The organism is Lysobacter sp., assembly GCA_013141175.1.
Taxonomy (GTDB): domain Bacteria; phylum Pseudomonadota; class Gammaproteobacteria; order Xanthomonadales; family Xanthomonadaceae; genus Lysobacter_I.
In genome coordinates this window covers 1,235,310-1,251,133 of sequence record JABFRN010000001.1, presented here as the reverse complement: position 1 = coordinate 1,251,133, position 15,824 = coordinate 1,235,310, and the positions used below count along the sequence as shown (strand labels likewise).

The following is a 15,824-nucleotide window of genomic DNA, read 5'->3' as shown; positions in this document are numbered from 1 at the left end:
CGCTCACCGTGCCGTGTAGCCGCCATCGATCACCAGCTCGCTGCCGGTGACGAATTTCGATTCGTCGGAAGCCAGGTAGACCACGCCCCAGGCGATGTCGTCGACCTCGCCCATGTGGCCGAGCGGATGCAGGAGATCGACGGCCTTGCGCGCTTCATCGAGATCGGTGGCGCCGCTGTCGAGGAGATGGTGCTCGACCATCGGCGTCCAGATATAGCCCGGGTGCACCGAATTCACCCGGATCCTGTCGGGCGCGTACAGCATCGCATCGGTCTTGCTCATCAATCGCACCGCGCCTTTCGATGCGTGATACGGCGGCACGTCGGGGCCGCCGACCAGTCCGTAGATCGAGGACAGATTGACGATGCTGCCGCTGCCCGCGAGCTTGAGATGCGGGATCGCATGTTTGGTGCAGAAGAAGACGCCCTTCACGTTCACCGACTGCACCCGGTCCCATTCCGCCTCGGTGATCTCGTGGGTCGGTTTGTTGACGCCTGCGATGCCGGCATTGTTGACCAGCACTTGCACGCCGCCGAACAATGCAGCGACCTGATCGATCGCGGTCTGCACGTTGCGTTCGCTGGCGACATCGACGTGCCAATAGCGGGCATTGATGCCGCGTCCGCGCAGTTCGGCGGCCAACGTCTCGCCTTCGGCATCCAGCACATCGAACACGGCGACTGTCGCGCCTTCCTGACCCAGACGCTCCGCGCAGGCGCGACCGATGCCCAGCGCGCCGCCGGTGATGATGCAGACCTTGTCTTTCACGCGATCCATGGTGGGACTCCTGTCGGAATGGACGATCTCGAATGAACGGTCATCGCCATTGCACGACATTCGTGCCGTCGACGCGTTGACGCGGCTCAAGTCGTGGTGCTGTTGCCGTAACGCCGTTCAGCCCACCGCCGTTCGACCAGATCGACGGCGAACAGCAGCATCGGCGGCGTCACCGCCGCCAGCAGCAGCCACGGCAGTGGCGGCGGTGCGAACCCGAACCATGCGCTTGCGGCGGGCAGCAGGGTGATCGCGGCCAGCAGCGCGAGCGTGAGCGCGGACACGATCGCGAATGCGGGGTTCGGCCGGCGCAGCGCCTGCCACAGGCTGCCGCCGCTGCGGTGCAGCACGATCAGGCCCAGATTGCCGATCACCAGCGCGGTGAACGCGAGCGCCGCCTGCTGGGTGGTCGCTAACCCTGCGCGGCCGGCGAGCAGGTACACGGCGAGCACCGCAACGAAGGCAAGCAGGCCGCGGGCGATGCTGCCTGCGAAAGTCGCCGCATCGATCAGATGCGCAACGGGCGCGCGCGGCGGGCGGCGCATGATGTTTTCGGCCGGCGGCTCGCGCTCGAACACGAACGAGCACGCCGGGTCCACGATCATTTCCAGGAACACGATATGCAGCGGCAGCAGGATCAGCGGCACGTCCAGCAGCAGCGGCAGCAGCGCCAGCCCGGTGATCGGAATATGCACCGCGATGATGTAGCGGGCCGCGCGGCCGATATTGTCGTAGATCGTCCGGCCCATCCGGATCGCGCGCACGATCGAGGCGAAATCGTCGTCCAGCAGCACGATCGACGACGCTTCGCGGGCGACATCGGTGCCGCGCGCGCCCATCGCCACGCCGACATGTGCGGTCATCAGCGCGGGCGCGTCGTTGACGCCATCGCCGGTCATCGCGACCACCGCGCCGTTCTTCTTCAGCGCTTCGACCAGGCGCAGTTTGTGTTCGGGCCGCACGCGGGCGAAGACATCGATATCGTTCGCGGCGATCGCGAAGGCCGCATCGTCGAGCGCGGCGAGGTCGGCGCCCAGCGCGACCCGTGGGCGCTCGGACAGACCGGCCTGCGCGGCGATGTTGCGCGCGGTGTCGGGGTGGTCGCCGGTGAGCATCACCACGCGCACGCCGGCCGCGCGCGCTTCGGCGACGGCATCGGGCACGCCCGCGCGCAGCGGATCGGCGAAACCGAGCAGGCCGCGCCATTGGAAACGGAAGTCGCGCGCATCCTCCGGCAGCGCGGCATCGTGCGGCCAGTCGGCTTGCGCGGCAGCGATCACCCGAAGCCCGCGCTGCGCCATCGCGCCGACCTGCGCCATCGCTTCGTCCAGCGCTTCCGGCGCGAGCCCGCACAGGATCGCGACCGTCTCCGGCGCGCCCTTGCAGGCGACCGCCAGCGACGGATCGTCGTCGATGCGCCACACGTTCGCGTACACCGGCAACGCGGGCGACAGCGGGTAGTGTTTGATGTTCGTGGAATCGTCGGCCACCGCATCCGCGACCGTGTGATCGAGGATCGCGCGATCCATCGGGTCGTGGGTTTCGCGCGCGCTCGCCAGGCGCGCGCAGCGCAGCAGCGCACGACTGGCGTCGTCGTGTCCGGTGATGTCGTGCGCTGCGCTCGCGGGCATCGCGGGCATCGCGGGATGTCGCGCGGTCGCGATCTCCTGCAGCGCCATGCGATTCTCGGTCAATGTGCCGGTCTTGTCGGTGCACAGCACCGTCACCGCGCCGAGCGCTTCGATCGCAGGCGGACGCCGGACCAGCACGCGCTGGCGCGCCATCCGCCATCCGCCGAGCGCCAGGAACACGGTCAGCACCACCGGAAATTCTTCGGGGATGTTCGACATGGCCAAGGTGATGCCGGCGAGCAGCGCCTGCAGCCAATCGCCGCGCAGCCATCCGTACAGCACGATCATCAGTACGCACGAGGCCATGCCGATCAGCGCGAACAGGACCACCACGCGCCGCATTTCGTTCTGCAGCGGCGTGCGCTCCGCCTGCAGCGTCTGCAGGCTGGCGCCGATCCTGCCCATTCCGGTGCGCGCGCCGGTGGCGGTCACTTCCGCCATGCCGTGGCCGCGCACCACCAGCGTGCCGGCCTGGATCGTGGATTGCGCATCGTCGGTGCCTGCGTGGATGTCTGCGTCGGTGCCGGCGACGCGACGCACCGGCATGGATTCGCCGGTCAGCAGCGATTCGTCGAGTTCGAGTTCGGCATCGCCGATGATGCGGGCGTCGGCCGGCACGCGATCGCCTTCGGCGACCGAAATCATGTCGCCAACGACCAGCTCGCGCGCCGCGAGGTTCCGTTCGACGCCGTCGCGCAGCACCCGCGCGCGCGGGCTGCTGAGATCGCGCAGCGCCTGCAGCGCGTGCTCCGAACGCAGTTCCTGATACAGGGTCAGCGCGATCACCAGCAGCACCGAGACGCCGAGGATCGCGGCGTCGCGGGCGTCGCCCAGCAGCAGGTAGAGCACCGCCGCCACGACCAGCAGCAACAGCATCGGTTCGCGCACCACATCGAACAGCATCCGCGACCAACCGCGCCGCTCCGGCTGCGGCAACAGGTTCGGCCCGTCGCGGCGCAGGCGCGCTGCGGCTTCGGCAGCGCTCAGGCCGACGTGCGCATCCGGTGCGTTCATTGCGATGCCGTTGCGCGCGCTTCGACGCGGGCGCCGTCTTCCACCGCATCGCCGGGATAGACGATCACCCGATCCCCGGCGCGCAGGCCGGAAACGATCCAGGCGTCTTCGCCGTTGCGTCCGCCGACCTCCACCGGCCGCAGGCGCGCACGACGATCCGCGTCGACCACGAACACCGCCATCGCACGCGCATCGCCGGTCGACTGCGCGCGCGGGAAGACAGCGCTGACCGGCACCCGCAGCACAGCGTCGCGGGCGAGCGCGACGATGCGCACACCGACGCGATAGCCGTCGCCCAGTGCGCGCCATTGCTCCGCCGGGCTGGTGATGTCGATCAGCACGTTCACGCGCTGCTCTTCGACGCCGAGCGCGGAAATCTTGGTGAACCCGGCCGGTTCGACCCGGCGGACCTTGCCCGCGAGCGGTGCGGCGCCGCCCCAGCGTTCGATCCGTACCGGCGTGCCCGGCTTGGCCTGCAGCGCATCGCCGGTCAGCAGTTCGGCGGCGATCTCCATCCCGCCGGTATCGCCGATTTCCAGCAGCGGCGTACCCAGCGCGACCGTGCCCGCGCTCGGCTGCAGCACGCGCAGCACCCGGCCACCGATCGGCGCGCGCACCGCGAAGGCGGTCCCGTCGTCGCCGCCGCGGACCGCCGCGAGCGCGGCGCGCGCCTGATCGCGTTCGTGTCCGGCGACGTGATGATCCTGGGTCGCGCTGTCGAGCTCCTTCTGCGCCGCGCGCACCGCGAGGCGATCGGTGTCGAGCTGATTGGCGGAGATGAAACGCCCGGCCGCCAGTTTCTCGTCGCGCTTCAGGATATTGCGCGTCTGCTCCAGCCCGACCTTGGCGCGTTCGATCCGGGTCTGCGCGCGCGCGACCATCGCATCGGTCGTCTCCACCCGTATCGCGAGCTCGCCAGCGGTGCGCGCATCGAGCATCGGCGCCAGCGTCGGCGCCAACGTCGCCAGCACCGCATCGTGTTCGACCGCATCGCCCTCGTGCAGCGCGATCCGCGACAGCTGCCCGGCCAGCGGCGCCGAGATCACATAACGATCGTGCACGCGGGTCTTGCCGTCTTCGTCGATGGTGATCTCGAAGCGGCCGACGCTGGCGGTCGCCAGTTCGACCTGCAGCGGTCGCGGCGCGAACGCCCAGGCCAACAGCACACCCGTGGCTGCGAGCGCGAGACCGCCGATGATCCAGGTTCTGGTCTTGTGCATGCCTTTCTCCGTCATTCTCTGGTTTTCAACGCCGCGACCATGTCGAGCCGGTCGATCCGCCGCCGCACCACCAGCGCGCTGGCGACGCCGGCGGCGAGCACCGCGAGTCCGGCCCACGCATAGGTGCGCGGCAGGATCGCGACCGGGAAGAAGAACTGATCGTTGCGCATCAGGGTCACGATCAGATGCACCAGCAGATTCCCGAGCCACATGCCCAACGGGAGCGCGATCGCGATGCCGATCGCCATTTCGCCCAGCAGCAAGGCGGAGACCTCGGTACGGCTGAAGCCGAGCACGCGCAGGCTGGCGAGTTCCCAACTGCGTTCCGCCAGCGCGATCCGCGCGTTGTTGTAGACCACGCCGACCGCGATCACCGCAGCGAACGCGGTCAGGATCGTGCTCATGATGCGGATGTTGCGCGCGCTGATCTCCTGCATGTTGCGCCACAGCGTCGCTTTGCTGAAGGCGCCGACGATGCGCGGCACCGCCATCGCCGCCTGCAGGAAGCGTTCTTCGCCGCCACGCTCCACGGCCGCCGCGAACCGGGTGCTGACATCGTCCTCGCCGAGCAGCCGGTTCAGCGCGCGGCGTTCCATGTACGCGTTCAGCCCCATCATGTCGCGCACCGTGGCGACCAGCGGCACCGGCAGCGTCTGCGTGCGCCCTTCCAGCACATCGACCCGCACCTCGTCGCCGATGCGCAGCCCCAGCTTGTCGGCAAGACGGTCGGTCATCACCAGTCCATCCGTGCGCGGCAGCACCTGGCGATTGTCGACATCGACGATCCGCCGCAGCTCGGGACGCGCGGCGTAGCCCTGGATCGCACCGCGTTCGCTGCGATGGCCGTGGACGAAACGCACCGCGATATCCCGCCCGGACTCGACCGCGATCGCACCGGGCAGGCGCGCGACCGCAAGTCGCGCGCTGTCGTTCGTCGGCTCGGCCATCCACACGATCACGTCGCTGCGCATCTCGACGTTGAACTTGCTGTCGACCACGGCATCGATCGCATCGCGGAAGAAATTGCCCATGATCACGATCGCCACGGCTGCGGCGACGCCGCCGATCGACAGCAGCGTTCGCAATGGCCGGCGCTCCATGTTGCGCAGGATCATCCGCAGCGTGGTCGGCATGCGGGTGATGCCGAGGCGTTCGGGCAGGGTGCGTCGATAGCGCCCCGGCGACGGCGGGCGCATCGCTTCCGCAGGCGCCAGGCGCACGGTGGCGTAGAGCGTGTTGAGCGTGCCGAGCACCGCGGTGCCGAAGGTGATGCCGATGCTCGTCAGCAGCAGCCACGGCGCGATGCGGTGCTCGAAACTCGGGAAATGGAAAAAATCGGCGTACACACCGATGAACATCGTGCCGAGCCATTTGCCGAGCGCGATACCGAGGACCAGCCCGGCGATCACGATGGCGAACACCAGCTTGAGGTAATAACCGCCGATGCTGCGGTTGGGATAACCCAACGCCTTCAACGCCGCGATCTGTTCGCGCTGGGTCGCGATCAGCCGCGACACCACCACGTTGAGCAGGAACGCCGCCACCGCCAGGAAGATCGACGGCAATACCGTGCCCAGGACGTGCTGTTCCTTGATTTCGTTCTGCAGCATCGCGTGCGAGGTCTGATCCTCGCGGCCGTAGGCTTCGCGACCGCCGTAGCGCGCGATCAGGCGCTCGACGGCGGCGATCACCGCGACCTCCGATGCGCCGGGCGCCAGCTTGATCGCGACATGGTTGAACGCACCGTCCATGTCGTAGGCGGCGGCCAGCGTGTCGCGATCGATCCAGAACACGCCGAAGCCACGCATATCGGGCATGCCGCCGAAACCGGCGAAGATGTACTCGGGCGACAGCGCGATGCCGACGATGCGGAGAGTGCGGCGTTTGCCGTCGATCAGTGCGGTGAGGGTCGCGCCCGGCGCGAGCCCGCGCGCCTGCGCGAAACCTTCCGAGACCAGCGCATCGATCATGCCGTTGCTGTTCGTGCCGTCGCTGCGCGCGACGGTCTGCACGGCGCCTTCGGGATGCAGCGCGCGCCCGCTGCGCAGCGTGACCCGGTTCATGCGCTGCGGCCGACGCGGATCGACGCCGATCAGATGGCCCATGATCGGATCGGAGACGCCCGCGATCTCGACCCGGACCGTGTGTTCGACCGTGGTCTGCACGTCGGCGACGCCGGGCGCATCGCCCAGTGCGGCGGCCAACGCGTTCGGCGCGCGCTTGACGGTGGCGAAGACATCGGCGAAGCGGTCGGCGGCGTAGTAACGGTCGCGCGCCAATGCCAGCGAATCGACCGCGCTGAGCGTGGTGATGAAGCCGGCGACGCCGCTGGCCACCACCAGCGCGATGGTCAGCGCCTGGCTCCACATCAGGCGCAGATCGCGCAGCAGCTTGCGGTCGAGGGCGCGCATGCTCATGGCGTCGTCACCACGAAAGCTCGGACGGCTGCAACTTGTGCGCATTGACGTCGATGCGCTGGATGCGACCGTCGCCGAGATGGATCACCCGATCGGCCATGCCGGCGATGGCCGCGTTGTGGGTGATCACCACCGCGGTCGTGCCGAGTTCGCGATTGATTCTTTCGATGACGTCCAGCACGAGCTTGCCGGTCTGGTAATCGAGCGCGCCGGTGGGCTCGTCGCAGAGCAGCACCGCCGGGCGTTTCACGATCGCGCGCGCGATCGCGACGCGCTGCTGTTCGCCGCCGGAGAGCTGGGCCGGGAAATGATCGCGACGCGGGGTGAGGCCGACCAGGCCGATCGCTTCGTCCACCGGCATCGGGTCTTCGGCGATGTCCGACACCAACTGCACGTTCTCGCGCACGGTCAGACTGGGGATCAGGTTGTAGAACTGGAACACGAAGCCGACGTGTTCGCGCCGGAAACGCGTGAGTTCGGTCTCGCTCGCGCCGTCGAGGCGATGCTCGCAATACGCCACTTCACCGTCGCTGGGCACGTCCAGGCCACCGAGGATGTTCAGCAGCGTCGATTTGCCGCTGCCCGAGGGCCCGAGCAGCACGATGAATTCGCCGCTGAAGATGTCCAGATCGATCTCGCGCAGCGCCGGCACTTCGACCTCGCCCATGCGGTAGATCTTGCGCAGACCCCGGGCACGGAAGACGATTTCCCGCATGCCGCCGTTCGCACCCGCGCGCGCAACGGTTTCTGGTTCCGTGGCGGTGGGCGTCGGTGATTCAGACGATTGTGGAGCCATCGGTGCGATCTCGTTCTCCGAGGAGCGGTAGCGACCATGAGACGACCGACCGTCCGAGGGTGATCATTGGCGCGATGCGCGCTTCGACTGTAACAGGACGGGCGACGGTCAAGCGGTTATGAACATACGCTGGAAAACCATCGTGCATTTTGACGGCGATCAAGACCGGTTGCACGAAAGCGTGCGTCAATGACATCTCCCGCACTGTCGAATAAGGTGTCGTCATGTACAAGGACATTCTGATTCCCGATGTAAACACGGACAGCGAGCGGGCGCCGATCGCCGCAGCGATGGCGATCGCGGAAACCTTCGAGGCGCATGTCGCGATGCTGGTCACGGTCGATGTGCCGGCGCCGATGCCCAGCGACTGGGGCGCGATGGCCTACGACCTTTATGCGCGCCTGCACGAGGAGGCGCGCAAACGCGCACGCGAACGCGCCGACGCGTTGCGCGCAAAGTTCGCGCATGCGTCCGTGCCGTTCGAACTGCGCATCGCCGAGGCGGTGTCGCTGTATCCGCAGAACGCCGCTGCGTTGCAGGCGCGCTATGCGGATCTCACGGTGTTGCCGGCGATGCCGCGCAACGGCGCCGAAAACATGTTGGCGCACGATTATTTCCACGACGTGCTGCGCCATTCCGGCCGGCCGGTGCTGGTGGTACCCGAAGGCAACACTGCGACGATGCCGCCGAAACGCGTGGTGATCGCATGGAAACCGACGCGTGAAGCCAGTCGCGCGATCGCCGATGCGATGCCGCTGTTGCGCAAGGCCGATGCGGTCGATGTGCTGGTGATCGATCCGGTGGTCGGCGAAGCCGCGCACGGCGGCGAGCCCGGCGCCGACATCGCCGCGCATCTGGCCCGCCACGGACTGAAGGTCGAGGTGGTGACGCGGCCGAGCATGAATTTCTCGGTGACCTACGCGCTGCTGGAATACGCGCGGACGGTCGGTGCCGATCTGATCGTCGCCGGCGGATACGGTCATTCGCGGCTGCGCGAAGCGATGCTTGGCGGCACGACCCGTGAACTGCTGCAGACCACCCATCTGCCGGTGCTGTTCTCGCATTGAACGCGCGGCGTAGACTGCGGGCAAGTCCCCGCAGTCCATGTCCCGCTTCCGCATGCCGTTGAATTACGCAGCGCTTTACGGTTACAGCGTCGCCTTCGCGATCGGTCTGCTGATCGGTATCGAACGCGAGCGCAGCAAGGGCGAAGGCCCGGGGCGCGCTGCGGCCGGCGTGCGCACGTTCATCCTGGTGGCGCTGGCCGGCGCGATCGCGCAGCAGCTCGGCGGCGTCGGCATCGCCGTGGGCGGTGCGTTCGTGGCGTTGGCGGCGTTGGCGAGCTATCGCCGCAGTCGTGCGGAAGACCCCGGGCTCACCACCGAAGTGGCGCTGCTGGTGACGTTCCTGCTCGGCGTGCTGGCGATGACCATGCTGCCGATCGCCGCCGGCCTCGGCGCGGTGGTCGCGCTGGTGCTGGCGAGCAAATCGAGCCTGCACCGCTTCGTCAGCCATACGCTGACCGAACAGGAAATGCACGATGCGCTGTTGCTCGTCGCTGCGGCGGTGGTGGTGCTGCCGCTGTTGCCGGATCGCGCCATCGATCCGTGGCAGGCGCTGAATCCGCACACGCTGTGGATGCTGGTGGTGCTGGTGATGGCGATCAACGCTGCGGGTTATGTCGCGCTGCGTATGCTCGGGCCGGGTGCGGGGCTCGCGCTCGCCGGTTTCATCGGCGGCTTCGTGTCCAGCACCGCGACCATCGCGGCGATGGGCGACCGCTCGCGCGCGTCGCCACAGTGGTTGGCGCAATGCGTCAGCGCCGCGCTGTGTTCCAACATCGCGACCATCATCATGCTTGCGGTCGTGGTCGGCGCGTTGTCGCCGCCGCTGCTTGTGAGTCTGATGTGGCCGCTGATCTTCGCCGGTCTCGCCGCGATGCTGTCGGCGTGGCTGGTGCACGCGCGCAGCGCGGCGACCGAAGTCGAAAGTCGTCCGGTTGCGCCGGGTCGCCCGTTCGAGCCGCGCCATGCGCTGGTGTTCGCCGCCATCGTCAGCGCGATCCTGCTGTTGTCGGCCGGCGTGCATCGCTGGCTCGGCGACACCGGCGTGCAGATCGCTGCGGGCGTCGCGGGGCTGGCGGATCTGCATGCGGCATCGGCATCCGTGGCGCAAATGGTGGCTTCCGGCACGATCTCGGTCGGCGATGCGGGTTGGCCGGTGTTCGTTGCGTTGATCGCGAATTCGCTGAGCAAGCTGTTGATGGCCTGGTTGCGCGGCGGTCGGGGGTTTCTGCTGCGGTTGTTGCCGGGTGTGGCGTTGATCGTGATCGCGTTTGCGGTTGGGGTGTGGCTTACCTGAAGCTTGGCAGTGCTGTTTGTATCGGCGCTTCATGCTGTGCGGGTATTGCTTGGAACCTTTTTCGCGCTGGTGCGCGAGTTACTTTCTTTGGCGCAAAGAAAGTAACCAAAGAAAACACCTCAAGTCCAATTCAAACCTGCCTTCTGAGGCGAAGCCGGGATTTTTCGATGAGGCGTCCTGCCTCATCGAAAAACGGCGCACGTCCTGTGCGCCGCCCTCCGGGTCTACGATCAGGGGAAAGTGTGCCGTCTCTGCAAGATCATCAGGACGTTGCCCTCTACCGGCATTCAAGCAATGTTTCCGTCGTTTTTGTGACGTTTCATGCACGGCATGCTTCAGCATCTCGTGAGGTTGTGCGCTCGTTGTCAAAATTCCAGAAATCCACATCGTCCTATCCATACCCAGGCTATGGTTTCGTCGGACCTGGTTGCAGACCCGGAGGGCGATGCACAGGATGTGCATCGTTTTTCGACGAGACATGGATGTCTCATCGAAAAATCCCGGCTTCGCTTCAGACGGCAGGTTTGAATTGGATTTGAAGTGCTTTCTTTGGTTACTTTCTTTGCGCCAAAGAAAGTAACTCGCGCCCCAGCGCGAAAAAGGTATCAGGCCTTACCCGCACAGCACGAAGCGCCGACACAAGACAGCGCCGCGAAACTTCCAGAGAAGATCAGGCCTGATCGTGAGCGAACGCATCGCCTACACGAATCCAGGGATATCCCGCTTTCTTGACAGTCCCTTCACGGGCCAGTTTTGCCGTTCGCGCAGCAACTGGCGCAGTGCGCCAAAGAAAGCAACTCGCGCACCAGCGCGAAAAAGGTATCAGGCCTTACCCGCACAACATGAAGCGCCGACACAAGCAGCACCGCGAGTGCAGATCAAGGCGCCGCGTGCGATCCCTGCGGCCGGATCCCGGCCATCCGATTCGCCCCGCATCTGAAAAACCGCGAATTCGCCAACCACTGCTGATCCGGGTAATAAGCGAAGACCAACTGGCCGTCCTTGAGCGTATCGATGACATCGTTCGCCACCGCGGGCCTCACCGCCGGACAGCCGAAGCTGCGGCCGAGGCGGCCCTGGCGCTGGGCCATGACCGGATCCACGTACGGTGCGCCGTGCATGACGATGGCGCGGGCGCGGGCCAGATCGTTGACGCCGGGTTCCAGACCATCCATCCGCAGCGAATAGCCGTTGCCGCCGTTGTAGGTTTCGGCGGTGGCGAACAGACCCAGGCTCGACTGGTGGCTGCTCTCGCGGTTCGAGAAGGCGTTGGCGAAATTCTCGCCGCTGTTGCGACCGTGGGCGACATGCTCGGCGTACAGCAACGTGGTTTTTTTCAGATCGAACACCCAGAGCCGGCGTTCGGTGGAAGGCCGCGAGTAATCGATCACCGCGAGCCGCTGCGCCGGGGCGGCGGCGCCCGAAGCGGCGGCGCATTCGGCCGCTTCCAGCGCGAGCGCGATGACCTTCGGGTCGGCTTCGGGCGCGAGCCTCTGCAGCCTGCCGAGCAGCGGCGATGTGCCGTTGGTGCGCGTTGCGTGGAGGGTCGTGCCCATCGAGACATGGCCGGCATCGGCGGCGAATGTGGACGGGGCGGCCAACAGCGTGGTGATCGCGAACGCAGGCGTGAACAGGGTCGCGAACAGGGAGGTGGTGGGTCTGTGCATGGCCCGAGGATGCCCTAGGCCGGCGGGGAAAACATGAACAGGCCGCGCCTTCAGGGGGTTTCGGGCGGGGTTTGTGGGGCCGGTGGCAGTGGCGCTGTGACCGGGGTCTCATCGGTTTGCGGCGCTGCGGGAAGAGCGGGCGCGGGAGGCGCAGCAGGCGCGGGAGGCGCCACAGGAGGTGCCACAGGAGGTGCCACGGGCGGGACGTAACGCAGCGCTTCGTCGGTGATCAACAAGGTCGGATCCGCAGGCAGAACGGCCTGCAACTGTTGTGCGAAGGTGCCCGACACCTGGATCTGCCCGCCCCGCAGCGGCGGCTGGGACGCGCCCGGCACCGGCGCTTTTCCCGGTATCGCGATCGCCTGCCAGCGCAGCGTCGGCGGAGGATCGGGCAGGGAGGGGTCGGCCGTGAGCGCCGCGTTCTCGCCCGCGTCGGACAACAACGAATAGAAGCGGGTGCCCTTTGCGGGCTCGCCGGTGATCCCGGTGCTGGCGTGGCCGATCTCGACGCCATTGCGCACCACCACCAGCATGCGGTCCCGCGTGCTCAGCATGATCGTCAATGGCCCTTCGGGCGCGCGTTCGGGGGTCCACGACTCGGCGAGCGCATCGCTGGTCGCATCGCGCAACGCGCCGGTCGCGGTTTCGACGGGTGCCAGCCATTCCGGCGAGATCACTGCGGGTGGATGCGAGGCCGCATCCGCGATCACCACGATCACGCCGCGCCTGCTCGCGTCGTAGAGCGTTTCGGCGAATGCCGCAGGCAGACGGATACAACCGTGCGATGCCGGATAGCCCGGGATTTTGCCCGCGTGCAACGCAGTGCCGCTCCAGGTGAGCCGCAGCATGAAAGGCATCGGCGCGCTGTCGTAAAGATTGGAAAAATGTTCGCGCTCCCGTTCCAGGATCGGAAACACCCCGGTTCCGGTTTCGAATCCGCGTTTGCCGGTACTGACGGTCGATACGCCGATGCGCACGCCGTTGCGGTACACGGACAGCCGCTGCTCGGGCAGGCTCACCACCATCACCACCGGCCCTTCCGGCGCCAGTTCCGGCATCCACAGGGATTGACCGGGTTTGAGCACCGGCAGGCGCGGCGGCGATGCCGGTTTTCTCGATTTCGATGGTTTCGCGGAGGGTTTCGGCGCCGCGACGGCCGTCGTCGCGGGCTTCGGCGCGACGGGCACCGCAGGTTTCGGCGCCTCGACCGTGGCCATCGCGGCGGCGGGCGCACGCGCGTCGATGCCGTCGGTGCTGGCGGGCGGCGCAGCGAACAGCGGGCATGCGCAGGTGAGCGCGCACACCAGCAGGGCGGCTCGGACGGTAAGGGTTTGCATGGCGCATAGTTTAGCGGCCGTCCGGGCGCGATGGCTGGCCGGATGCGCCAAAAGATGCCGATTCGACCGCCGTCGACGCGCGGTACCCGGCGGTCAGGCGTCGCGAACGGTATTCACCCCGACAGCACCTGCAGGATCTGCAGCGCGATCCTGCGCTTGTGCGCGGGCAATCTGCGGAAGCGCAGCAGCGCTTCGTCTTCCTGCGGGTCGTGGGCCTCGCCGTTCGTCAACGGGATCGAGCCTGCGGTTTCCCCGGGCGTGGTGCTGCACGGGCCGCGAGCGGTGGCCAGCCATTCGATGCAGGTGCCGGTCTCGATCGCGATCTGGATCAGATGGTGCATGCTGGGCGTGGTGCCCAGCGGATGCTCCCATTGGGTCACGGCGCTGCGTTTCACGCCGACCCGGCGCGCGAGTTCGGCTTGCGTCAAGCGCGCCGACAGCCGCGCTTTGCGGATCCTGGTAGGTAACGCGCTGGCAGGTAACGCGCTGGTAGGTAACACACTGGTGCGCAGTGCGCTCATCGTGGACCTCGTCCTCGGCGGTGCGGTCGCCGCTAGCGTGGATGTCGATTCGGGCCGGTCAGCGTTTACCCGCGCAGATTGTACGGTACTGCTGTCCAGGCCTTCAGCGACAAGCATCCGGGTGGCAGACAGAGCAAACGGAAAGCAATACTTGACGCGGACGGCGGTCATCGCGTCGATGCGTGCGGCCTGTCGTGGCATCTTCCCGCGTGTTACGCAAAGCCTGCGATGTTCCAGCGGCGCAACATCGCGAAGGGGGCGGTGAGGCGCGCTGCGGGCCGCGCGCGCCGCGTCCGTCCCGGAGCGGCCACAGCACAGGACACGACAGGATGTTACGCATCTGGTTGTTCGGTTCCCTCTGCGTCGCCAACGATGCCACGGGCGAGCAGGTCACCGCGATCTCCGGTCGCTGCGGCAGTCTGCTCGCCTATCTGGCGCTCGGGCGCGGGCGCTACTTCAGTCGCGCCGAACTGCTGGGCACGCTGTGGCCGGAGCGGATGGCGTCGATGACCGCCGGCTCTTTCAACACGGCGCTGTGGCGGCTGCGACGGATGGTCGAATGCCCACCGTTCGAGCACGGCGACCTGATCGCCAGCGACCGTCGCGGCGCGATCGGCCTCAACGGTTCGCAGGCGATCTGGCTCGACATCGAGGAATTCGAACGCAGGATCGCCTCCGGGCTGAGTCGTCCGATCGAGCAGCTCGGCGATCACGACATCGAGGACCTGCGCGCCGGCGTGGCGCTGTACAAGTCCGACATCCTGATGGAGTTCACCGACGACTGGGCGCTGCGCGAGCGCGAGAAGCACCGGCGTCATTATCTCAACGCGCTGTGGCGGCTGATGCAGCTGTGCGCCATCCGCCGCGAATACGGCGAAGCGATCCGCTACGCGCAGTGCATTGTCGATTGCGATGCGCTGCGCGAAGACGTGCACCGCGAGCTGATGCAGCTGTTCGTGCTCAGCGGCCAGCGCGCGCAGGCGCTGCGCCAGTTCGAGATCTGCCGCGACATGCTGCGCCGCGAGTTGGCGATCCAGCCGATGCGCGAGACCCTGGCGCTGTACCGGCAGATCGCCGACAGCGCGATCGGCGGCGGCCAGATGGCAGCGCCGGCGATGATGCAGGCGCCGCTGCACTTCGACTATGCGCCGGCGACGCCGCTGGCCGTGTTCGACACGCCGCAGGATGTCGTCGACCTCGCAGCGGATCGCCATGCCCGCAGTTGCATCGCCACCGCCCGCCAGCATCTGGCGGCGGCCGATGCGCAGCTCGAACTGGGCCTGCGTCAGCTCGACAGCTGAGCTTTTTTTCTGTCGCGTACGGCATAGGGTGCGCCTCAGCGCACCGGCCGTTCGTCTTGATTGCGCGATGGTGCGCCAAAGGCCCGAGGCATCCGCACTTTTTCAAGGATTTCGAAAAAACGTCGTCATCCCCGCGAACGCGGGGATCCAGCGACTTCCAGCTTCCGCGCAGCGCAAAGGCACTGGGTTCCCGCGTTCGCGGGAACGACGGGCAAACGAACGATTGGGATGGCGCTGCGCCGACATCACACGTCGATCACCCGACATCACACACCCGCCGCCTTCGATGTGATGTTGCGGTGATGTCGGCGTGACGGGCCGGTGATGCGCGCGGCGCAGAGTCGGGCCATCGCTCCGACATCGACCAGGCGCGCCCCATGGCATTGCTCGAGGACCGCACCACCGCTTTCATCGTCCGCATCTGGTGCGAACGCGGCGACACCGCGAGCCTGGCGCCGGAATGGCGCGGTTCGGTCGAACACGTCCAGACCGGCCAGCGCGCGTTCTTCCGCCATCTCGACGCGGTGATCGATTTCATGAAGCCGCATCTGGAAGGCATCGGCATCGATGCCCAGCAGCGCTTCTGGGAGCGCATCTCCACGGTCATGGACGACGGGGAGCAGGACATCGTCCACGACCCGACCCGCGCGCCCAAGGAATTCAGGATCGATTTCGGCGCCGAATCCCCCGCATCCCCTTCAGCGCTTCCTTCCGCCGCCGCCGCTGCGGCATCCGCATCCGCCGCCGCGTCCCTCGACGCGCGGAAGTCCCGCTAGGAGTCCGTC

Annotated in this window: 12 protein-coding genes; 4 read left to right on the top strand and 8 right to left on the bottom strand. The window is 67.1% G+C overall.

Translation table 11 applies throughout. The features are described 5' to 3' along the window. Window positions 1–3: 3 nt before the first annotated feature. The 5 genes from HOP03_05665 to HOP03_05645 form a co-directional block, all read right to left on the bottom strand. Entirely contained in the window at window positions 4–777 is a 774-nt protein-coding gene (locus HOP03_05665) for a glucose 1-dehydrogenase (protein NOT87650.1), read from the bottom strand. A gap of 86 nt (window positions 778–863) precedes the next feature. Next, the gene (locus HOP03_05660; GenBank protein NOT87649.1) at window positions 864–3,419 is read right to left on the bottom strand and encodes a cation-translocating P-type ATPase; all 2,556 of its coding nucleotides are present in this window, start codon (window positions 3,417–3,419) and stop codon (window positions 864–866) included. After that, the gene (locus tag HOP03_05655; GenBank protein NOT87648.1) at window positions 3,416–4,639 is read right to left on the bottom strand and encodes an efflux RND transporter periplasmic adaptor subunit; all 1,224 of its coding nucleotides are present in this window, start codon (window positions 4,637–4,639) and stop codon (window positions 3,416–3,418) included. Before HOP03_05655 ends, HOP03_05660 begins: the two co-directional genes overlap by 4 nt. A gap of 11 nt (window positions 4,640–4,650) precedes the next feature. Then, entirely contained in the window at window positions 4,651–7,050 is a 2,400-nt protein-coding gene (locus HOP03_05650; protein ID NOT87647.1) for an FtsX-like permease family protein, read from the bottom strand. A gap of 13 nt (window positions 7,051–7,063) precedes the next feature. Then, complete coding sequence (locus HOP03_05645; GenBank protein ID NOT87646.1) at window positions 7,064–7,771, bottom strand: ABC transporter ATP-binding protein; 708 nt, start codon at window positions 7,769–7,771, stop codon at window positions 7,064–7,066. A 305-nt stretch (window positions 7,772–8,076) separates the two neighbouring features. Between HOP03_05645 and HOP03_05640 the strand changes: the two genes are divergently transcribed. Together HOP03_05640 and HOP03_05635 are read left to right on the top strand one after the other, a co-directional pair. Then, a complete protein-coding gene (locus HOP03_05640) occupies window positions 8,077–8,919 on the top strand; it encodes a universal stress protein (GenBank protein ID NOT87645.1) in 843 nt (280 codons plus the stop codon). A gap of 52 nt (window positions 8,920–8,971) precedes the next feature. Beyond that, window positions 8,972–10,213, top strand: coding sequence for an MgtC/SapB family protein (locus HOP03_05635; protein NOT87644.1), 1,242 nt, complete (start codon window positions 8,972–8,974; stop codon window positions 10,211–10,213). An 878-nt stretch (window positions 10,214–11,091) separates the two neighbouring features. On the opposite strand, the gene HOP03_05630 is transcribed toward HOP03_05635, so the two are convergent. The 3 genes from HOP03_05630 to HOP03_05620 form a co-directional block, all read right to left on the bottom strand. Continuing rightward, window positions 11,092–11,769 (bottom strand): murein L,D-transpeptidase catalytic domain family protein, encoded by a 678-nt coding sequence (locus HOP03_05630; GenBank protein ID NOT87643.1) that lies wholly within the window; start codon window positions 11,767–11,769, stop codon window positions 11,092–11,094. 161 nt (window positions 11,770–11,930) lie between these two features. Beyond that, complete coding sequence (locus tag HOP03_05625; protein ID NOT87642.1) at window positions 11,931–13,217, bottom strand: L,D-transpeptidase family protein; 1,287 nt, start codon at window positions 13,215–13,217, stop codon at window positions 11,931–11,933. Between the two features lie 113 nt (window positions 13,218–13,330). Next, complete coding sequence (locus HOP03_05620; protein ID NOT87641.1) at window positions 13,331–13,738, bottom strand: helix-turn-helix transcriptional regulator; 408 nt, start codon at window positions 13,736–13,738, stop codon at window positions 13,331–13,333. Window positions 13,739–14,067: 329 nt separating this feature from the next. Between HOP03_05620 and HOP03_05615 the strand changes: the two genes are divergently transcribed. Both HOP03_05615 and HOP03_05610 read left to right on the top strand, forming a co-directional pair. Continuing rightward, a complete protein-coding gene (locus HOP03_05615) occupies window positions 14,068–15,039 on the top strand; it encodes a response regulator receiver protein (protein ID NOT87640.1) in 972 nt (323 codons plus the stop codon). A gap of 377 nt (window positions 15,040–15,416) precedes the next feature. Next, a complete protein-coding gene (locus tag HOP03_05610; protein NOT87639.1) occupies window positions 15,417–15,815 on the top strand; it encodes a hypothetical protein in 399 nt (132 codons plus the stop codon). Window positions 15,816–15,824: the final 9 nt, after the last annotated feature.